Origin of the sequence: Enterobacter cloacae complex sp. 382A5, assembly GCF_050031095.1 — a bacterium.
Taxonomy (GTDB): Bacteria; Pseudomonadota; Gammaproteobacteria; order Enterobacterales; family Enterobacteriaceae; genus Enterobacter; species Enterobacter cloacae.
Map to the genome: position 1 here is coordinate 4653828 of NZ_JBLGVK010000001.1, position 20802 is coordinate 4674629.

The 20802-nt window shown below is 58.0% G+C and carries 19 protein-coding genes; 9 read left to right on the top strand and 10 right to left on the bottom strand.

Annotated features, from left to right (window positions below; translation table 11 throughout):
- Positions 1-46: 46 nt before the first annotated feature.
- Both yiiM and sodA read right to left on the bottom strand, forming a co-directional pair.
- Positions 47-721 carry a 6-hydroxyaminopurine reductase gene (yiiM, locus tag ACQG2G_RS22010; RefSeq protein ID WP_248766697.1) on the bottom strand — a complete coding sequence of 225 codons (675 nt, stop codon included), beginning with the start codon at positions 719-721 and terminating at the stop codon, positions 47-49.
- A 66-nt stretch (positions 722-787) separates the two neighbouring features.
- Entirely contained in the window at positions 788-1408 is a 621-nt protein-coding gene (gene sodA, locus ACQG2G_RS22015) for a superoxide dismutase [Mn] (RefSeq protein ID WP_003861999.1), read from the bottom strand.
- Positions 1409-1696: 288 nt separating this feature from the next.
- On the opposite strand from sodA, the gene rhaT reads away from it, so the two are divergent.
- Complete coding sequence (rhaT, locus tag ACQG2G_RS22020) at positions 1697-2731, top strand: L-rhamnose/proton symporter RhaT (protein ID WP_061772737.1); 1035 nt, start codon at positions 1697-1699, stop codon at positions 2729-2731.
- On the opposite strand, the gene rhaR is transcribed toward rhaT, so the two are convergent.
- Entirely contained in the window at positions 2732-3580 is an 849-nt protein-coding gene (rhaR, locus tag ACQG2G_RS22025) for an HTH-type transcriptional activator RhaR (protein ID WP_248766698.1), read from the bottom strand.
- Between the two features lie 73 nt (positions 3581-3653).
- On the bottom strand, positions 3654-4490 hold the full coding sequence (gene rhaS / locus ACQG2G_RS22030) for an HTH-type transcriptional activator RhaS (protein ID WP_023621836.1): 837 nt from the start codon (positions 4488-4490) through the stop codon (positions 3654-3656).
- 301 nt (positions 4491-4791) lie between these two features.
- On the opposite strand from rhaS, the gene rhaB reads away from it, so the two are divergent.
- From rhaB to rhaM, 5 genes are all read left to right on the top strand, one after another.
- Positions 4792-6261 (top strand): rhamnulokinase, encoded by a 1470-nt coding sequence (rhaB, locus tag ACQG2G_RS22035; protein WP_062935392.1) that lies wholly within the window; start codon positions 4792-4794, stop codon positions 6259-6261.
- The gene (gene rhaA, locus ACQG2G_RS22040) at positions 6258-7517 is read left to right on the top strand and encodes an L-rhamnose isomerase (RefSeq protein ID WP_248766699.1); all 1260 of its coding nucleotides are present in this window, start codon (positions 6258-6260) and stop codon (positions 7515-7517) included. Before rhaB ends, rhaA begins: the two co-directional genes overlap by 4 nt.
- Positions 7518-7638: 121 nt before the next feature.
- On the top strand, positions 7639-8469 hold the full coding sequence (gene rhaD, locus ACQG2G_RS22045; protein WP_038420828.1) for a rhamnulose-1-phosphate aldolase: 831 nt from the start codon (positions 7639-7641) through the stop codon (positions 8467-8469).
- Positions 8470-8515: 46 nt separating this feature from the next.
- Entirely contained in the window at positions 8516-9664 is a 1149-nt protein-coding gene (gene fucO, locus ACQG2G_RS22050) for a lactaldehyde reductase (RefSeq protein WP_038420830.1), read from the top strand.
- The gene (rhaM, locus tag ACQG2G_RS22055) at positions 9661-9975 is read left to right on the top strand and encodes an L-rhamnose mutarotase (RefSeq protein ID WP_013099341.1); all 315 of its coding nucleotides are present in this window, start codon (positions 9661-9663) and stop codon (positions 9973-9975) included. The genes fucO and rhaM overlap by 4 nt, the downstream gene beginning before the upstream one ends.
- Here the strand turns inward: rhaM and ACQG2G_RS22060 are convergent.
- The 4 genes from ACQG2G_RS22060 to ACQG2G_RS22075 form a co-directional block, all read right to left on the bottom strand.
- A complete protein-coding gene (locus tag ACQG2G_RS22060; RefSeq protein WP_038420831.1) occupies positions 9963-11240 on the bottom strand; it encodes an MFS transporter in 1278 nt (425 codons plus the stop codon). The two genes, rhaM and ACQG2G_RS22060, sit on opposite strands and share 13 nt — an antisense overlap.
- 44 nt (positions 11241-11284) lie before the next feature.
- On the bottom strand, positions 11285-13408 hold the full coding sequence (locus tag ACQG2G_RS22065; RefSeq protein ID WP_348596008.1) for an alpha-galactosidase: 2124 nt from the start codon (positions 13406-13408) through the stop codon (positions 11285-11287).
- A 104-nt stretch (positions 13409-13512) separates the two neighbouring features.
- A complete protein-coding gene (locus ACQG2G_RS22070) occupies positions 13513-14607 on the bottom strand; it encodes a LacI family DNA-binding transcriptional regulator (protein WP_255250413.1) in 1095 nt (364 codons plus the stop codon).
- Positions 14526-15074, bottom strand: coding sequence for a helix-turn-helix domain-containing protein (locus tag ACQG2G_RS22075; protein WP_013099345.1), 549 nt, complete (start codon positions 15072-15074; stop codon positions 14526-14528). Before ACQG2G_RS22075 ends, ACQG2G_RS22070 begins: the two co-directional genes overlap by 82 nt.
- A gap of 101 nt (positions 15075-15175) precedes the next feature.
- On the opposite strand from ACQG2G_RS22075, the gene ACQG2G_RS22080 reads away from it, so the two are divergent.
- Together ACQG2G_RS22080 and ACQG2G_RS22085 are read left to right on the top strand one after the other, a co-directional pair.
- Positions 15176-15835, top strand: a complete 660-nt coding sequence (locus ACQG2G_RS22080) for an AzlC family ABC transporter permease (RefSeq protein WP_013099346.1) — start codon at positions 15176-15178, stop codon at positions 15833-15835.
- Positions 15835-16158, top strand: coding sequence for an AzlD domain-containing protein (locus ACQG2G_RS22085; protein WP_094085437.1), 324 nt, complete (start codon positions 15835-15837; stop codon positions 16156-16158). The genes ACQG2G_RS22080 and ACQG2G_RS22085 overlap by 1 nt, the downstream gene beginning before the upstream one ends.
- Before the next feature lie 40 nt (positions 16159-16198).
- Here the strand turns inward: ACQG2G_RS22085 and ACQG2G_RS22090 are convergent, their stop codons facing one another.
- Both ACQG2G_RS22090 and fdhD read right to left on the bottom strand, forming a co-directional pair.
- Entirely contained in the window at positions 16199-16411 is a 213-nt protein-coding gene (locus ACQG2G_RS22090; protein WP_013099352.1) for a DUF1471 domain-containing protein, read from the bottom strand.
- A 114-nt stretch (positions 16412-16525) separates the two neighbouring features.
- Positions 16526-17362, bottom strand: coding sequence for a formate dehydrogenase accessory sulfurtransferase FdhD (gene fdhD / locus ACQG2G_RS22095; RefSeq protein ID WP_038985305.1), 837 nt, complete (start codon positions 17360-17362; stop codon positions 16526-16528).
- Positions 17363-17745: 383 nt separating this feature from the next.
- Between fdhD and fdnG the strand changes: the two genes are divergently transcribed.
- Positions 17746-20796: a formate dehydrogenase-N subunit alpha gene (gene fdnG / locus ACQG2G_RS22100; protein ID WP_165769001.1), complete on the top strand. Its 3051-nt coding sequence runs from the start codon at positions 17746-17748 to the stop codon at positions 20794-20796.
- Positions 20797-20802 lie beyond the last annotated feature (6 nt).

A 20802-nucleotide genomic window follows, 5' to 3' on the forward strand; every position in this document is an offset into this window, starting at 1 on the left:
ATGCCGGGTGGCGGCTTCGCCTTACCCGGCCTACTCTCTACGGGGACTATTTTCCCCACAATCTCCGCGAACTACTCTCGATCTTCCCGCTATTACGCCGCTTCTGCATCGTTCTTGTCCAGCTGGTGGATAACCCTGCCGCCGACAGCAGCCGATGATATTGCTCGTCATCAAACGGCATATGCCAGGCAATGGCACAGGCGTCATACACCGACACATCGCTCAGGCGCGACACCAGCTCCAGCGGCGCATCCGCAGACACCTGCCCCGCCAGCACCACCCGGTACAACCAGCCGGTTTTACCCGCGCTCTGCAGCCGTGCGGACATGTCGTTAATGCCGAAATGGAAGTTAAGCTTGAAGCATGGCGAGCGCGGTTGCGTTACCTGAATCAGGGCATCACCCCAGCGGAAAATATCACCAATGAAGACGTCCTTCTCCGTCAGCCCTTCGGTGGAGAGATTCTCACCGAACGCGGGGGCGACGAACAGGTCCGCCTGTTCAGGGAATTCGGTTATCCAGTATTGATAATGCTCGCGCGGATAGTGGCACAGCGCGCGTTCGGGCCCGCCGTGGATTTTCTTCTCGGCCTGCTCGTCGCCCGCAAGCCCGAGCTCGGTTAACGTCAGCTCTCCGTCGACCTGCACTTTGGCGATGGCGCTCGGGCGGCTGCCGTCGTATTCCCTTACCTTGCCTGTAAACACATTCACCGGGTAATGCATCTCTACTCCTTCAGATACAAAAAAAGCGAGTCAACAGACTCGCTTCTCACAGGCGTCAATGCAACCTTATTTTTTCGCGGCGAAACGCGCTGCAGCTTCGTCCCAGTTCACCACATCCCAGAAGGCTTTGATGTAGTCCGGGCGACGGTTCTGGAACTTCAGGTAGTAAGCGTGTTCCCACACGTCCAGACCCAGAATTGGGAAACCAGATGCGCCAGAGATCGCTTCACCCATCAGCGGGGAGTCCTGGTTTGCGGTAGAAACGACCGCCAGTTTGTCACCTTTCAGAACCAGCCACGCCCAGCCAGAGCCGAAACGGGTCGCAGCCGCTTTTTCGAATTCCGCTTTGAAGTTATCAACAGAACCGAAGTCGCGCTCGATAGCCGCTTTCAGGTCGCCCTGCAGGGTGGTACCGGTTTTGAGGCCTTTCCAGAACAGGCTGTGGTTAGCGTGGCCGCCCGCGTTGTTACGCAGTACGGTTTTCTTGTCCGCTGGCAGCTGGTCCAGTTTGGTGATCAGCTCTTCAACAGGCAGGTTAGCGAACTCTGGCAGGCTTTCCAGCGCAGCATTCGCGTTGTTCACATAGGTCTGGTGGTGTTTAGTGTGATGGATTTCCATCGTCTGCTTGTCGAAATGCGGTTCCAGTGCGTCATAGGCATACGGCAGGGATGGCAGTGTATAACTCATAATCCTCTCCATTAGTGTCGGGCGGCACAGCTGTTAATGCCGCGTAAGCAGTTGGTTCATTATAGTTAATTAAATGATATTGAAAATGATTATCAATGCCGTAGTTTTTATAAGGTTATTTGGGTTTTGCCAAATGACAAAATTGTGAGTCTGCTCACCCGGTTAACGTGCTGATTGCCATCCAGAACCAAAGTGCGGCAACCTTCTGAAGGTTCCTGAACCGCCTAATTTTTACACTCATCAAGTCGGGGGGAAGCCACCGGCTATAAAAACGATGAGGACGTAAAAATGAATCATGCGATTACGATGGGTATCTTCTGGCATTTGATAGGCGCAGCCAGTGCAGCCTGTTTCTATGCCCCGTTCAAAAAGGTGAAAGGGTGGTCGTGGGAAACCATGTGGTCGGTTGGCGGTACCGTCTCCTGGCTGATTTTGCCCTGGACCATTAGCGCCATGCTGCTCCCGGATTTCTGGGGCTACTTCACCTCCTTCAGTGCCTCCACCCTGCTGCCGGTGTTTCTGTTCGGTGCGATGTGGGGCATCGGCAACATCAACTATGGCCTGACCATGCGCTACCTCGGGATGTCGATGGGTATCGGCATCGCAATTGGCATTACCCTGATCGTCGGCACGCTGATGACGCCCATTCTTAACGGCAATGTCGATGTGTTGCTCAACACCAAAGGCGGGCAGATGACGCTGCTGGGCGTGCTTGTCGCGGTGATCGGCGTGGGTATCGTCACCCGAGCGGGTCAGCTGAAAGAGCGCAAGATGGGCATCAAAGCCGAGGACTTCAACCTGAAGAAAGGGCTGCTGCTGGCAGTGATGTGCGGCATCTTCTCGGCGGGCATGTCGTTCGCCATGAACGCCGCAAAACCTATGCACGAAGCGGCCGCCGCGCTGGGCGTCGACCCGCTGTACGTGGCGCTGCCAAGCTACGTGGTGATCATGGGCGGCGGCGCGCTGGTAAACCTCGGCTTCTGCTTCATTCGTCTGGCAAAAGTGAAGGAACTGTCGGTAAAAGCCGATTTCTCACTGGCAAAATCCTTAATCCTCACCAATGTGCTGCTGTCGATGCTGGGTGGCCTCATGTGGTATCTGCAGTTCTTTTTCTACGCCTGGGGTCACGCCAGCATTCCACCGCAGTACGACTACATAAGCTGGATGCTGCACATGAGCTTCTACGTACTGTGTGGCGGACTGGTTGGGCTGGTACTGAAGGAGTGGAATAACGCCGGGCGTCGTCCGGTGGGCGTCCTGAGCCTGGGCTGCGTAGTGATCATCATTGCCGCTAACATTGTCGGCCTCGGCATGGCAAACTGATTACGCTGCCTTTCGACTGCGATGACGCCACTGAACCGGCGTCATCCCCACCTCGCGGTTAAACACCACCGAAAAGTAATTACTGTCCTCAAACCCGCAGCGCATCGCCACCTCACTGACCATCAGCTCCGTATGCTGCAACAGATACTGGGCGTGGCAGATGCGCAGCTGGCGCAGGTAGTGGTTCACCGTCATCCCCGTCTGGGTGCGGAACTGCTGGCGCAGCGCGCGCTCGCTGCACTGCTCCTGCTCGCAGAACTTTTCCAGCACAAAACTTTTGTTCAGGCTGCCCGCAAGCCGGGCGATCAGCTTGTCCAGCAGTGCTTCCTGAACGGTCGCGGAGGGGTTATCGGTAGCGTAACGATGGCGTTTGAGGGTCATGACCAGCTGGGCGAACAGCAGTTCCGCCATCGGGTTTGCCACCGGATCGTGCTTCTGGCTCTCCTGCTCCAGCTGGGAGATCGTCTGGCGCACCTGTGCCATGCCGCTGCTGCTCAAGCGCCAGTGGGGTTCGCCTTTGGCATTGAGAAAACCCGGGATATGGGCCGCCCAGTCGACGTTCAGTTTGAGCCTGTCCGGGCAGTAGATCACGTTCTGCAACACCAGATCGTTAACCGAGGCGTAGGCGTGTTTGTCTTCGGCGCGAATGTAAAACAGATCGCCACGCGTAATGCGGTAGGGCCTGTCATTGAGGATGTGTAAGCCGTTGCCGCGCCACACCAGCACCAGCTCGCAAAATTCATGGGTATGCTCGGCAAAGACATTTTGCGGGTAGCGGTCGGCCACCGCGACGGCCTGACTCGCGGAGGCAAAAAAATCATCTTTGCGAAGAATTAACTGAGCGGCCACACCACAACCTCTACGGTGAATAACCGGACATTATTAGCCTTTTTGCGGCAATAAAACGGTGATTGCCTTCGCGTTACTGGAGTGAAGCATCCTTCCCCTGACGGATATCGCGCGGCGACCAGCTAAACTCACGGCGAAAAAGGGTCGAAAAGTGATTACTGTCGCCGAAACCGCAGCGATAGGCGATATCCGTGACGCTTTCATCGGTGTGACGTAAAAGATGACGCGCTTTAATCAGGCGCAGGCGATTGAGGTAGCGCTGTGGCGTCAGCCCGGTGTGTTGCTTGAGCTGACGATGGAGCGTGCGTAACGACAGCGAAAACTCATCCGCCAGCGTTTCCCAGCACACATCCTCGGCGAAATGGTCCTCCAGCCAGGCCATCAGCTGGTTCAGCCGCGCGTCGTTATTAGCCAGCCCTTCCACCAGAGAGCTGCGACGCAGCAGCACCAGCAGCTGCATAAACAGCAGCTCGCGGGTGGCAATGGCATGGGTCTCCTGCCCGTCCTCGCTCTGCTCCAGTTGATTCACCAGCTGGCGCACCTGCTGCAACGTGGACTGATTCACCCGCCAGTGAGACGGGTAGTGCCCATCCTGCTCCTGAGGCAGGAGCTTATTCAACCCCGACAGAAACTGGAACGCGTCCGGCGAACGATAGAGCACGTTGGTCAGGCACAGATTGTCGGTATGTTCATACAAATGCCTGTCGTGATCGCGCACGAAGCACACCATACCGCCGCTGATGGTGTACGGCTGGCCGTTAAAGACATGAATGCCTGTCCCATGCTCGACAATCACAATTTCATGAAAATCATGATGATGTTCAGGAAACGCAGCCTGCGGGAGCCGTGGCTCAATCGCGACCGGAGACGTTCCCGACGGGAAAAAATCGACGCTGTGCAGTACGGTCATAACGGCCCCCACCAATGAGAAAAGTTCTCAAAATAGTAATTAAGGCCTTCCACACTCACCTTAAATTTTTGACAGCAAACATCGCAAAAGCTGTCCATTTTTCAAGAAACAGACGGAAAAATCGGGAAATGCGGTCAGCGTCACATTGCCCGAAAACCCCGCCCTGACTGGAAATTGTGAACTCCCTCACGTTCATCTTTGCTTTCTTGCCAGCGCGAGATTCGGGCTGTCAGTGACGAGAAGGTGGTCTTTTCTTCCCTTTTTTACACTCAGCACCAATGACTTAAGAAGGGACCTGACCATGACTTTTCGCCATTGTGTGGCTGTCGATTTAGGCGCATCCAGCGGCCGCGTAATGCTCGCCACCTGGGACTGCGGCAAGCGCACACTTACGCTTCGCGAAATGCACCGTTTCGCCAACTGCCTGCAAAAACAGGACGGTTTTGATACCTGGGATATTGATGCCCTGGAAGCGGAGATCCGCACCGGGCTGAACAACGTCTGCAACGACGGCATTCGCATCGACAGCATTGGCATTGATACCTGGGGGGTGGACTACGTTCTGCTCGACAGCCACGGCGACCGCGTCGGCCTGCCCGTCTCGTATCGCGACAGCCGCACCGACGGGCTGATGACACAGGCCATCGCGCAGCTTGGCAAGGACAACATCTATGGCCGCAGCGGCATTCAGTTTCTACCCTTTAACACGCTGTATCAGCTGCGCGCGCTGGTTGAGCAGCAGCCGGAGCTGGTCAAAAAGGTGGCGCACGCGCTGCTGATCCCGGACTACTTAAGCTACCGGCTGACCGGCAACATGAACTGGGAATACACCAACGCCACCACCACGCAGTTGGTCAACATCAACACCGACAGCTGGGATGAAATCCTGCTGGCCTGGACCGGCGCTTCGCCTTCCTGGTTCGGCACGCCGACCCATCCGGGTAACGTAATCGGTTACTGGATTTGCCCGCAGGGGAATGAAATCCCGGTGGTCGCCGTCGCCAGTCACGACACCGCCAGCGCGGTGATTGCATCTCCGTTGGCCGGTAAAGACGCGGCCTATCTCTCTTCCGGCACCTGGTCGCTGATGGGCTTTGAGAGCAAAACGCCGTACACCAGCGACGCCGCGATGGCAGCAAACATCACTAACGAAGGCGGTGCCGAAGGCCGCTACCGCGTGCTGAAGAACATCATGGGGCTCTGGCTGCTCCAGAGGATGCTGAAAGAGCAACACATTGCCGACCTGCCTGCGCTTATCGCAGAGACCGAAAAGCTGAAGGCCTGTACGTTCCTGATCAACCCGAACGACGACCGCTTTATTAACCCGGTGCATATGAGCGCCGAAATCCAGGCCGCCTGTTTCGAAGCCGGTCAGCCGGTGCCTTCCCGTCCTGCCGAGCTGGCGCGCTGCATTTTTGACAGCCTGGCCCTGCTCTACGCGGATGTTCTGAGCGAGCTGGCGAGCCTTCGCGGCAAACCGTTCAGCCAGCTGCATATCGTGGGCGGCGGCTGCCAGAACCAGCTGCTGAACCAGCTCTGCGCCGATGCCTGCGGCATCACCGTGGTGGCGGGTCCGGTGGAGGCCTCAACGCTCGGCAACATCGGTATTCAACTGATGACTCTGGACGAACTTTCAGACGTCGACGAATTCCGTTCGGTGGTCACCGCGAATACCCGCCTGACCACCTTCACCCCTAATCCCTGCCATGAAATTGCCCGCTACCGGGCGCAGTTTCAGCAAAAACGACTGACTAAGGAGCTTTGCGCATGACCACTCAACTTGAACAAGCCTGGGACCTGGCTAAACAGCGTTTCGCCGCCGTCGGCGTGGATGTCGACGCGGCGCTGCGCCAGCTCGACCGTCTGCCTGTCTCCATGCACTGCTGGCAGGGCGATGACGTCGCCGGCTTCGAGAACCCGGGCGGTTCTCTGACGGGTGGCATTCAGGCGACGGGTAACTACCCGGGCAAAGCGCGCAACGCCACCGAACTGCGTGCGGATCTGGAACTGGCGCTGAGCCTGATCCCGGGGCCAAAACGCCTGAACCTGCACGCGATCTATCTGGAGTCCGACGAGCCGGTGGCGCGTAACGCAATCAAACCGGAGCACTTTAAAAACTGGGTGGAATGGGCCAAAGCCAACAAACTGGGTCTGGACTTTAACCCGTCCTGCTTCTCGCACCCGCTGAGCGCAGAGGGGTTTACCCTTGGGCATGCCAACGACGACATCCGTCAGTTCTGGATCGACCACGTTAAAGCCTGCCGCCGCGTCTCGGCCTGGTTTGGCGAGCAGCTTGGCACGCCGTCGGTGATGAACATCTGGATCCCGGACGGCATGAAAGACATCACCGTCGACCGTCTCGCCCCGCGTCAGCGCCTGCTGGCCGCGCTGGATGAGGCCATCAGCGAAAATCTCAATCCGGCGCACCACATCGACGCGGTGGAGAGCAAGCTGTTCGGCATTGGCGCGGAGAGCTACACCGTCGGCTCGAACGAGTTCTACATGGGTTACGCCACCAGCCGTCAGACCGCGTTGTGCCTGGACGCCGGTCACTTCCACCCCACAGAAGTGATCTCCGACAAAATCTCCGCCGCCATGCTCTTCGTGCCGCGCCTGCTGCTGCACGTCAGCCGTCCGGTGCGCTGGGACAGCGACCACGTGGTGCTGCTGGATGACGAAACCCAGGCGATTGCCAGCGAAATCATCCGTCATGACCTCTTCGACCGCGTGCACATTGGCCTCGACTTCTTTGACGCCTCCATCAACCGCATCGCGGCATGGGTGATCGGCACCCGCAATATGAAAAAAGCCCTGCTGCGCGCGCTGCTGGAGCCAACCGCAGCGCTGAAACAGCTGGAAGCAAACGGCGACTACACCGCGCGCCTGGCGCTGCTGGAAGAGCAGAAATCCCTGCCGTGGCAGGCCGTGTGGGAGATGTACTGCCAGCGTAACGACACGCCGGCAGGCAGCCAGTGGCTGGAAAACGTGCGGGCGTATGAGAAAGACGTGCTGAGTCAGCGCGGGTAACTGCCCCCTCACCCCTGCCCTCTCCCCAAAGGGGAGAGGGAGCAAACCATCCCCTCTCCCCTTTGGGGAGAGGGTTAGGGTGAGGGGTTCAACCTCACCGCGATAACTGGAAAAGAAAACTATGCAGACCATCACCACCTCCTGGTTCGTCCAGGGCATGATCAAAGCCACCTCCGATGCCTGGCTGAAGGGCTGGGACGAGCGTAACGGCGGCAACCTGACGCTGCGCCTGGACGACGCGGATATCGAACCCTACACGGCCGATTTCCACCAGAAGCCGCGCTATATTGCCCTGAGCCAGCCCATGCCGCTGCTCGCCAATACGCCGTTTATCGTCACCGGTTCCGGCAAGTTCTTCCGTAACGTCCAGATTGATCCTGAGGCCAACCTTGGCGTGGTGAAAGTGGACAGCGACGGCGCGGGCTACCACATCCTGTGGGGCCTGACCGATGAAGCGGTACCCACATCTGAACTGCCGGCGCACTTCCTCTCGCACTGCGAGCGCATCAGGGCGACTGACGGCAAAGACCGCGTGATCATGCACTGCCACGCCACCAACCTGATCGCCCTGACCTACGTGCTGGAAAACAGCTCTGACTTCATCACCCGCAAGCTGTGGGAAGGCAGCACCGAGTGTCTGGTGGTCTTCCCGGACGGGGTCGGCATTCTGCCGTGGATGGTACCGGGCACCGACGAAATCGGCCAGGCGACCGCCAGAGATATGCAAAAACATTCGCTGGTGCTGTGGCCGTTCCACGGCGTCTTCGGCAGCGGCCCTACGCTTGATGAAACCTTCGGCCTGATCGACACCGCCGAGAAATCCGCTGAAGTGCTGGTAAAGGTTTATTCCATGGGCGGTATGAAGCAAACCATTACCCGCGAAGAACTTATTGCGCTCGGCAAGCGCTTCGGCGTAACCCCGCTCCGTTCAGCGCTGGAAATATATGCATAAACCCTCGCTGACCGGACGGTCCGGGCGATAGTTAAGGAGAATTATCATGAGCTTTATGTTGGCACTGCCAAAAATCAGCCTGCACGGCGCGGGTGCTATTGGCGACATGGTCAGGCTGGTGGCGAACAAACGGTGGGGCAAAGCGCTGATTGTCACCGACGGCCAGCTGGTGAAGCTGGGCCTGCTGGACAGTCTGTTTACCGCGCTGGATGCGCACCAGATGTCATATCAGCTGTTTGACGCGGCCTTTCCCAACCCGACGGAGGCGCTGGTGCAAAAAGGCTATGCAGCATACCGGGACGCGGAATGTGATTATCTTATCGCCTTTGGTGGCGGCAGCCCGATTGATACCGCCAAAGCGATTAAAATCCTCACCGCCAATCCGGGTCCGTCCACCGATTATTCCGGCGTCGGCAAGGTGAAAAACCCGGGTGTGCCGCTGGTGGCGATCAACACCACCGCAGGCACGGCGGCGGAGATGACCAGCAACGCGGTGATTATTGACTCCGCGCGTCAGGTGAAAGAGGTGATCATCGACCCGAACATCATTCCGGATATCGCCGTGGATGATGCCAGCGTGATGCTGGATATTCCTGCGTCCGTCACTGCCGCAACGGGAATGGATGCGTTAACGCACGCCATTGAAGCTTACGTGTCCGTTGGCGCGCACCCGCTGACCGATGCCAACGCGCTGGAAGCAATTCGCCTGATTAACCTCTGGCTGCCCAAAGCGGTCGACGACGGTCATAACCTGGAAGCACGCGAGCAGATGGCGTTTGGTCAGTATCTGGCGGGCATGGCGTTTAACAGTGCTGGCCTCGGCCTCGTGCATGCCCTGGCGCACCAGCCGGGCGCGACGCACAATCTGCCGCACGGCGTGTGTAACGCCATCCTGCTGCCGATCATCGAAAACTTTAACCGCCCGAACGCCGTAGCACGGTTTGCTCGCGTGGCGCAGGCGATGGGCGTCGACACGCGCGGCATGAGCGACGAAGCGGCCAGCATGTCAGCGATTCAGGCGATTCGCGACCTGAGCGCCCGCGTCGGCATTCCGTCCGGCTTCAGCCAGCTTGGTGTCACCAAAGCCGATATCGAAGGCTGGCTGGATAAAGCCCTCGCCGACCCGTGCGCGCCATGCAACCCGCGCACCGCCAGCCGCGACGAGGTGCGCGAGCTGTATTTGGAGGCATTATGATCCGCAAAGCCTTTGTGATGCAGGTAAACCCGGACGCGCACGAGGAGTACGCGCGTCGCCACAACCCCATCTGGCCCGAACTGGAAGCGGTGCTGAAGGACCACGGCGCGCACCACTACGCCATTTATCTCGACCGGGAACGTAACCTGCTGTTTGCCACCGTAGAGATTGAATCGGAGGAGCGCTGGAACGCGGTCGCGAATACCGACGTCTGCCAGCGCTGGTGGAAACACATGCGTGATGTAATGCCGTCGAACCCGGACAACAGCCCGGTGAGTACCGGGCTGGAAGAGGTGTTTTATCTGGACTGACTGGTTAACGCTGCCGCGCCCGCGGCAGCGGCTATCTCCTGCCTGCTGCTCAGCGTAAACGCTGACACCACCGTGATCGCCAGCACGAAGCAGCCCAGCATCAGATACGTCTCCTGGAAGCCGATCCGATCATACATATTTCCGGCAAAGGCGGAGAGGAAAATGGCCGCTGACTGTTTGGCAAACTGAAAGCCAATCAGATAGATAGTGGCCGAGAGTCGCGTATCAAACACGCCGGTGATGTACTTGAATGCCCCCACCAGCAGGAACGGGACTTCCAGGGCGTGCAGCATTTTCAGGGCGATGACCTCCACGGCGGTGGTGGCAAACGACGAGCCGATGATGCGCGTCGCCATAATCAACCCGGCGATCAGCAGCGTATTTTTCGCCCCAATGCGGTTAATTATCCACGGCGAGCAGAACATGATGATGGCGTTACAGATCTCCCCCGCCGTCGTCGCGAAACCAAAGGCGCGAGTGCCCTCCTGCGGCGTGGCGAAGAAGGTTTTGAAGAAGGTGGCGAACTGCTGATCAAAAACGTCATAGACGCAGGCCACGCCAATCACGTACAGAATAAACATCCACATTTTGCGCTGACGGAACAGGTTAAAGACCGTTTTCGCGGTGATCTGCGGCTGGTTGGCCCCCAGGGCATTCATCACCTGTACCGTCTGATTGGGCTTCGGCTTTGCGACCACCAGCAGCAGCATCAGCAACAGCGCCGCCGCCGATCCCATCCAGAAAACGTATGACGGATCGATACCAAACAGGATGCCCCCCGTTGAGGCGCACAGCCCCCAGCCGAGGCAGCCGAACATGCGCGCCTTGCCATATTCAAAGGCGCTGTTGCGGCTCACGCGTTCGATATAGGCCTCAATCGCCCCGGACCCGGCCGAGAAAACAAAGCCGATATACAGCCCGCCGCTCAGCGCGCCCAGCCAGATGTTGGTTTTCAGCAGCGGCGCGAATACGTACAGGAAGAAGGGCGCAAACAGAAACAGCAGCACCGAGATAATCCACAGCAGGTGTTTTTTCAGCCCCAGCTTGTCCGAAATCACCCCCAGCACCGGCTGGAAGGCGATAGCCGAGAGCGAAATGCAGGAGAAAACGATGCCGGTATGGGTTTTATTCAGGCCGATGATGTCCGACAGCCAGATAGGCAGAAACGGAAAGCAGGTAGCCATGATGAAGAAGTAGAGAAAGAAGAACAGCCCAAAAATCCAGAAGTTAGGGTTGTCTTTGTGGGTACAGGTTGTTGTGTTCATTATTTTTATCCTCAACGGAGGGCCGGCTCCCCGGCCCGTCACCCTTACACGCGTTCCACGCCAATCAGAATGGCGGTTTCCGGATCGAGAATCGGCAGCGCAATACCCGCCTGCATCAGCCACTCACCGCTCGCCGTTTGCGGCGCGTTCATCCACGCCGGGAGCTTGCGCATGGTGTGCCCGCCCTCTCCCGTAATCTGAATATTCGGGTGATCGAGCAGCGTGATGCGGTACTGCGCGCTGGCGTCCAGCCCCGGCATGCGCAGCGGCATCATCAGGGTGTAATCCGGCATCGCGAGCTGGCTGACCATAAACAGCCCGTGCTTCCTGTCGTCACTCACTATACCCTGCGCCAGCGTGGTGGCGTCCGGCATATCCACGCGCCACTGGGTGCCGTGGTGGATCACCTCGCGCCACTGCTTGTGCAGCGCGGCGTAATGGCGATAGCCTTCGCGCTCCTGCGCGTCCACGGTGAGCGGATCCAGCTCCAGCCCCATATGGCCAAACAGCGCCGTCAGCCCGCGAAAGGCGATGCTGTGCTGGCGGAACGTCGCGTGGCATTTATGATGACCGATATGCGCGCCCATCACCTCCGGCGGGAAGAAGTAGCTCATGCCGCGCTGAATAGCGTTGCGCTCCAGCGCGTCGTTGTTGTCGGACGCCCAGAAGCGATGGCAGCGGGTCAGCACCTCGTAATCGATTCGTCCGCCACCGGAGGAGCAGGATTCAAATTCAATATGCGGGAAACGCTCGCCCAGCACATCTAAAAGTCGATAAAACTGGCGGGTCTGCGCGTCGGCGGCGGCTCTGCCGTTATGGCCAGGCTGCACCAGCTCGCGGTTCATATCCCATTTCACATAATCAACCGCATGCTCACCCAGCAGCCAGCTCATGCGCTCCACCAGGTAATCAAACGCTTGCGGAATGTTCAGGTTGAGCACCAGCTGGTGTCGTCCGGTCGCCTGCGCGTATCCCGGCAGCGCCAGAACCCAGTCGGGGTGCGCGCGGTAGAGATCGGAATCCGGGTTGATCATCTCCGGTTCAATCCAGATGCCGAACTCCATGCCGAGGTTTTTGACGTGGTCGATCACTGGCCGCAGGCCGTTCGGGTATTTTTTCTCATCCAGATACCAGTCGCCCAGCGCAGCATGGTCGTCGTTGCGTCCTTTAAACCAGCCGTCGTCGATGATAAAGCGTTCCACACCCAGCGCGGCCGCCTCGTCAGCCATACGCATGATGTAGTTCGGATCATGGTTGAAGTAGATCCCCTCCCAGGTGTTGAGGTGGACCGGACGCGGTTTGTTTTCCGGGAAACGGATGATGTTGTCGCGCAGGTAGCGGTGAAACTGCTGGCTCATGCCGTTCAGCCCGTGCGCGGAGTAGCTCGCATAAAGGCGTGGCGTCCAGAGCGTTTGTCCCTCTTCCAGCGCCATCTCCCCTGGCAGGTAGAGCGCTTCCGCTTGCAGATAGCGACGGCCATCGGTTTTGGCTTCAGCGCGAAGGCGATGGTTGCCGCTCCAGCCCAGATGCACACCCCAGACATCGCCGTGCATTTCGCTGAACGACGGCGTGCCTGAAATCAGCGCCGGGAAGTGTTCGTGAGACGTTCTACCCCGGCGGTTCTCAATCACAAAGCTGTCATGCTCCAGCATGACGCGGTGCGGCTGGAATTCACGGATCCAGCGGCCATGAAACGCCATCACCTCCCGGGCGCGCTCCGCCACGGGCAGCGTGACGGCAAAACGATCCACCTGCCACGCCTGCGATTTCAGGTTGGTTACGCCGTGCCGCACGACCAGCACGCCGCTGGCGTCCAGCGCCAGCTCGCTGGTCAGGCGCAGGCCCGCGTGTTCATCTTCTGCCGCTATCGTCAGGGTTTGTCCCTGCTGCTGCACGTCCGTGGTGCTGAAAACCGGGGAACCATCCAGCCCCTGCCGGTGCCCCTCAATGCCGGGTGAACCAAACAGGCCGTGTCCAGGTTCAGCCATCAGCGTAACCGGGGAATCCACGTCGAGCCTGCCGTTAGCCACCGGGCGTTCGAGCGTAGCGGCATCCTGCGGCGAAAAGTGCTGAAGGTGCGGCCCCCAGTAGAGAATTTCGGCAAACGGGTGCGTTTTTATCACCACGTCCACCGTGTTGCTTACGAGTCGAAAAACGGAATCTTGCATCAGACATCTCCAGTCATCGGGATGTCCTGAGTGTTGATCCGAAACGTTTCGGATACAAACCAAAACGTTTCGGATCTGTGATCGGCTTTGGAATTTTGCGTGGTTTACGCCGTCTGGCCTGGGGAGAATTCCGGCTGCCAGAGCACCTGAAGAGTGTCGATGTCGTCGCCATTAATCAACTGGCGCACCATATCGGCAATCTGCTTCCCGACGCCCTGACGGGTAGACTGGATCACCGCCGCCACGTCGATATCGACGATGCTGTCCTGGGGCAAACCGTCGTAGACCACCAGCGATACGGCATTCTCGCCGGTTAGACGGCCAAGCTGTGCCAGCGCCATTGCCGCGCCGTCGCCGTGGGTGTTGCAGTCGGTGATGATGGCCGTGGGGGGTTGCGGCAGAGAGAGCAGCTCTTTTGTTGTGGCGTAGCCGACCCGGCGGGAAGGCGGCATGGCGCGCAGCCACTCGCTGGACAGCCCGGCTTCACGCAGCGCATCCAGATACCCCTGGCGACGCTGGGTGATGAACGCCTGGTTGTTACTTTCGCCGAGCAAAGCAATGCGCTGATGGCCTTTTTCGATCAGCCAGCGGGTGGCCTGATACGTACCGGCGTAGTTGTCGAAATCAAACCATGCATAGGGCTGCGGCAGCTGACTGCGTCCGAGAGCCAGAAAGGGGAACCCGGCAGCCTGAAGCTGCTCAAGGCGCGGATCGTGATCCAGCGTGTGCGCCACAATCAGCGCATCCACGCGACGGCTTTGCACCATGCGCATATAGCTGTGTTTATCGGCCAGATCGTCATCGGCAATCAGCAGGAGATCGATTTCATGTCGCGCCAGTTCATGGCTAATTTCGCCGACCATGTCCATAAATACGCTGTTATTGAGCGGAACAGGATGTACCGGAAAAACCAGCCCCACCGCGTCGATCTTGCCCATCTTCAGACGACGGGCAAAGGTATTGGGCCGATAGCCGCGTCGCTGGGCTTCCGCTTCCACGCGGGCGCGCGTCTCGCTGGAGACGTCGTCATATCCGTTGAGGGCACGACTGACGGTGGTAACCGAAAGCCCCAGTTCTTTGGCGATAGCTTTAAGCGACATGCGTTTCCGTTTCCTGGTTAATTTTGTTCCGCCACCAGTAGCGCGTAGGTGTCTGGCTCCAGGGCCTTGAAGATATGCGGTTCGTCGGCGGGATAGCAAATGTAATCCCCTGCCTCCAGCACCTCTGCGGCATCAAGCAAACCGACCAGCGCCCGGCCCTGGGTCACAATAATATGTTCAACCGACCCCGGTGAATGGGGCTGGGAAATACGATCGGCACCTGGCTGGGTGATGAGCAGGTAGACATCGCGCCGTGCGCCCGGGGGGCATGCCGCCAGCAGAATGGCTTCGTAATTGGCCTGCCCGGCGACCACTTTTGTGCCTTCACCGCGGCGGATCACCTGCGTGGTCGGCTGCTGCGGCTCCAGCAACCGTGCAAAAGGAATATCCAGCGCCACACATAGCGACCACAGCGTCTCAAGGCTGGGATTGCCATTGCCGGACTCCAGCTGCGAAAGTGTGGATTTAGCGATACCGGCACGGCGGGCAATTTCCGCCAGTGAAAGTCCGGTTCGCAGGCGTTCTCGCACCAGACTTTTGGCGATCACGCTGATTGGCTGCGTCATAAACGGCCTCTTGTTCTATAAATCGAACGATTCGTTCATCTTGTAAACCGAATCTGATCCGTTCATTATAATGGATACACGTTCGATATGGCTAAAATTGTATGAAACGTTCTCTCTCTTGCCTGAAAGGCGACACCATCAAAGCAATTATCCTCGTTTGCCTCGCCGTTGGCGTGGTGGGGATGTCATACGGCTCGCTGGCGATGGCCTACGGTTTCCCGCTGTGGGTACCGTTTGTACTGTCTATTACCGTGCTGGCGGGGGCCTCGGAGTTTATGTTTATCGGTATCGTGGCGAGCGGGGGTAACCCACTGGCGGCGGCCGCGGCCGGGCTGCTGGTGAACGCCCGCCATGTGCCGTTTGGCGTTACGGTGCGCGAGCTGGTGGGTAAACGCGGTTTAAGCTTTTTGGGCTGCCACATCATGAACGACGAAAGCGTGGTGTTTGGGCTGTCGCAAAAAACCCCGGAGCAGCGCAAAACGGCCTACTGGCTGTGCGGCCTGGGCGTTGCCATCCTCTGGCCGCTGGGTACCCTGCTGGGTGCCATGGTCGGAAAACTGTTGCCGGCCCCGGAAACCATCGGGCTGGACGCGGTATTTCCGGCCATTTTGCTGGCCTTAGTGGTTCCGGCGTTTAAAAACCGCACCACGCTTATCCGCGCCTGCAGCGGCGCCGCCCTGTCGCTGGCCGCCGTACCGTTCGCTCCGGTGGGCTTACCGGTACTGCTCTCTTTACTCGGTCTCGCCGCGAGAAAAAAATAATGGAAAACATGACCCTCTTTATCCTCGGTATCGCCATTCTGTCAGCAGGGACCTATCTGATGCGTCTTGGCGGGGCGAAACTGGGTAGCCGACTGGCGCTGTCCGAGCGATCTCAGGCATTGCTGTCGGATGCGGCAACGGTGTTGCTGTTTTCCGTGGCGCTGGCGACCACCTTCTATGAAGGGGAACATTTCGCCGGGATGGCGCGGTTGCTGGGCGTGGCGTTTGCGGTGTTTCTGGCCTGGCGAAAAATGCCGTTAATTGTGGTGATCGTGGCGGCGGCGGTCGTTACGGCGCTGCTGCGTCTGGCGGGCATAAACTAAAAAAGCGCCCCAGGGGCACTCTTTCGACGGTGTAGCGTAATTATTTGTTCAGTTCAGCGGTCATATGTACGCGGTTACCAGAGAATGCCTGAGTAATTTTGTAAGAGGACGCGCCCGCTTCCTGAGCCTGAGCGGCGATTTTCGCTTCTGCGCCATCCAGCGTGGAGGCAGAGGCGGTAACAGTTTGTGCAGCGAAAGAACCGAATGAAGCAGCCAGAGCGATTACAGCGACAAAAGTTTTGATGCTTTTCATGATATAAACCCTTTAGTTAAGTTGTTTAGGTAAGGCACCGTGCCTTGATGAGATAAATACTAGACCTCATGACCGACAACTAAAAGCGGAAGGATTTGCTATTATCATTCAAAATTACTGATCAACAATTAATCGCTGCGGATGGGTATAAATTGTCGCCCTTCCCGGTTTGCAGAACCCAACCAGCGTCAGGTTACAACGCTCTGCCACCTCTACCGCCAGCGTCGTCGCCGCCGAGACCGCAAACAGGATTTCGACACCGCACATTGCAGATTTTTGCACCATCTCGTAGCTGGCGCGGCTGGAAACCAGCGCTGCGCCGTGCTGCCAGAGATCGCTCTCCCGCGCCCGACGCCCCATCAGTTTATCCAGTGCCACATGACGTCCCACGTCTTCATGCCCACCGGCGATATCGCCTGATGGCAGAACCCATGCCGCCGCATGCGTACAGCCGCTCAACTGGCCGATGGGCTGCACGTCGTTGAGGTGGGCAAGCGCGTGGTCGAGGTTGGCCAGATTGAAGGTCTGCGTAAAGGGCAGCGGCGCGACAGGTTTGCCGATATCGTTCAGTTGCTCAACGCCACAGACGCCGCACCCTGTTCGCCCGGCCAACGCGCGACGACGCTCCTTCAGCCCCATAAAGCGACGACTGGAGAGTTCGATCTGCACTTCCAGACCGTTGCAGGCCTGAACCACATCCATGCCGTAAATGTCCTGTGGATGCGCAATGATGCCTTCCGAGAGCGAAAACCCGATGGCGAACAGTTCAAGATCTTTTGGCGACGCCATCATCACAACGTGCGAGATGCCGTTGTACACCAGGGCGACGGGGACTTCTTCCGCCAGAAAATCGGGCGTGGCGTGGGTAATGTGAGGGGGTCGATGTACCGACAGCTCCACAATGCCTGCTGGCAGCGGTGACGAGTGGGTAGCACGGTTTTGTTTAGACACAACGGTTTTCCTGAACAACCACGGAGGTGAGCCTGCTATTGCAGCATAAACCACAGGCCTTACGCATAGTATGGATCAACTTTTCAGCACCCAACCGCCTCAAGTTTACCTACTCATTCTGGAGAGGTGCAACCGGCGCCATGCTACACCCCTGTAACATGCGGGGTTAATAATGTGATTGATATCACATTTTATAATCAACACGGTGATAATACGTTCACTTTGTATTAACGCCATTGGAACAGGCGTACCGACATTGTGGTATTCTGGTGATATCCCCCGGAGAAATGAGGGATTAACGCAAATTTTTCTCCTTTGCGGTCATTATTCAACCGCGAAGTCAAAACTACATATGTAAGCAATGTCGAAACAAGGAGTGACCCATGCAGGTCAGCAGAAGGCAGTTCTTTAAGATCTGCGCTGGCGGTATGGCAGGCACCACGGCAGCGGCACTGGGCTTTGCGCCTGGCGTAGCGCTGGCGGAAACGCGGCAGTATAAACTGCTGCGCACCCGTGAAACCCGTAATACCTGTACGTACTGCTCTGTCGGTTGCGGGCTGTTAATGTATAGCCTCGGCGACGGTGCTAAAAACGCCAAAGCGTCTATCTTCCACATCGAAGGCGACCCGGACCACCCGGTCAACCGCGGCGCGCTGTGCCCGAAAGGGGCCGGTCTGGTGGACTTTATCCACTCCGAAAGCCGTCTGAAATTCCCGGAATATCGCGCGCCTGGCTCTGATAAATGGCAGCAAATCAGCTGGGAAGAAGCATTTGACCGCATCGCTAAACTGATTAAAGAAGACCGCGATGCCAACTTTATTGCGAAGAACGCCGACGGCGTGACGGTCAACCGCTGGCTCTCCACCGGGATGCTGTGTGCATCGGCTTCCAGTAACGAAACCGGCTATTTAACTCAGAAATTCACGCGCGCACTCGGTATGCTCGCGGTCGACAACCAGGCGCGTGTCTGACACGGACCAACGGTAGCAAGTCTTGCTCCAACATTTGGTCGCGGTGCGATGACCAACCACTGGGTCGACATCAAGAACGCCAACCTCATTGTGGTGATGGGCGGTAACGCCGCTGAAGCGCACCCTGTCGGGTTCCGCTGGGCGATGGAAGCCAAAATCCACAACGGTGCGAAACTGATTGTGATCGATCCCCGCTTTACGCGTACAGCGTCAGTGGCGGATTTCTACACCCCTATTCGTTCAGGTACTGACATCACTTTCCTGTCAGGCGTATTGCTGTACCTGATGACTCACGAAAAATATAACCGCGAATACACCGAAGCCTATACCAACGCCAGCCTGATCGTGCGTGAGGATTACCACTTCGAAGATGGTCTGTTCAGCGGTTACGACGCCGAAAAACGCAAGTACGACAAAACCAGCTGGAACTACGAGCTGGACGAGAACGGCTTTGCGAAGCGCGACACCACCCTGCAACACCCGCGCTGCGTGTGGAACCTGCTGAAAGAGCACGTTTCCCGCTATACGCCGGACGTTGTTGAGAACATCTGTGGTACGCCAAAGGCTGACTTCCTGAAGGTCTGCGAGCTTATCGCCGAAACCAGCGCGAAAGACAAAACCGCGTCGTTCCTGTATGCCCTCGGCTGGACGCAACACTCCATTGGTGCGCAGAACATCCGTACCATGGCGATGGTTCAGCTGCTGCTCGGCAACATGGGGATGGCAGGCGGCGGCGTGAACGCCCTGCGCGGTCACTCCAACATTCAGGGTCTGACCGACCTCGGCCTGCTGTCACAAAGCCTGACAGGTTATATGAACCTGCCAAGCGAGAAACAACCGGACCTGCAAACCTACCTGACAGCCAGCACGCCAAAACCGCTGCTTGAAGGCCAGGTGAACTACTGGGGCAACTATCCGAAGTTCTTCGTCTCGCTGATGAAAGCCTTCTACGGCGACAAAGCGACGGCGGAAAATAGCTGGGGCTTTGACTGGCTGCCGAAGTGGGACAAAGGTTACGACGTGCTGCAGTACTTCGAGATGATGCACCAGGGTCAGGTCAACGGCTACATTTGCCAGGGCTTTAACCCGGTCGCCTCGTTCCCGAACAAGAACAAGGTTGTCGAGTCTCTGTCGAAACTGAAGTTCCTGATTACCATCGACCCGCTCAACACCGAGACCTCGACCTTCTGGCAGAACCACGGTGAATCGAACGACGTCGATCCGTCAAAAATTCAGACCGAAGTATTCCGTCTGCCATCAACCTGCTTCGCGGAAGAGAACGGTTCTATCGTCAACTCTGGCCGCTGGTTGCAGTGGCACTGGAAAGGTGCGGACGCCCCGGGCATCGCCATGAACGACGGCGAGATCCTGGCCGGTATCTTCTTACGCCTGCGTAAGATGTACGCGGCAGAAGGCGGCGCGAACCCGGAACCGGTTCTGAACATGACCTGGAACTACTCGACGCCGGAGAATCCATCCCCGGAAGAAGTGGCGATGGAGAGCAACGGTAAGGCGCTGGCGGACGTTATCGACCCGGCCACCGGTACCGTGCTGGCGAAAAAAGGCGATCAGCTCAGCACCTTCGCGCACCTGCGTGATGACGGCACCACCTCAAGCGGTTGCTGGATCTTTACCGGTAGCTGGACGCCGAAAGGCAACCAGATGGCCAACCGCGATAACGCTGACCCATCGGGCCTTGGCAATACGCTGGGCTGGGCTTGGGCATGGCCGCTTAACCGCCGCATTCTCTATAACCGTGCCTCCGCTGACCCGCAGGGTAACCCGTGGGATCCGAAGCGTCAGCTTCTGAAATGGGACGGCGCGAAATGGGGCGGCGTGGATATTCCGGACTACAGCACTGCCGCACCAGGCAGCGATGTCGGGCCGTTTATCATGCAGCCTGAAGGGATGGGACGCCTGTTTGCCATCGATAAAATGGCGGAAGGGCCGTTCCCGGAACACTACGAGCCGTTTGAAACGCCGCTGGGTACTAACCCGCTGCACCCGAACGTGGTCTCTAACCCGGCTGCCCGTATCTTTAAGGGCGACTTTGAAGCGCTGGGTAAAAAAGACAAGTTCCCGTATGTGGGCACCACTTACCGTCTGACCGAGCACTTCCACTACTGGACCAAGCACGCGCTGCTTAACGCCATCGCGCAGCCGGAACAGTTTGTGGAGATCGGCGAGAAGCTGGCGAACAAGCTCGGCATTGCCCATGGCGATACCGTGAAGGTCTCCTCTAACCGTGGCTATATCAAGGCCAAGGCGGTAGTGACCAAGCGTATTCGCACGCTGAACGTTCACGGTCAGCAGGTGGATACCATCGGTATTCCGATTCACTGGGGTTATGAGGGCGTGGCGAAGAAAGGGTTCATTGCGAACACCCTGACGCCATTCGTCGGTGATGCGAACACGCAGACGCCGGAGTTTAAGGCCTTCCTCGTGAACGTGGAAAAGGTGTAACGGAGA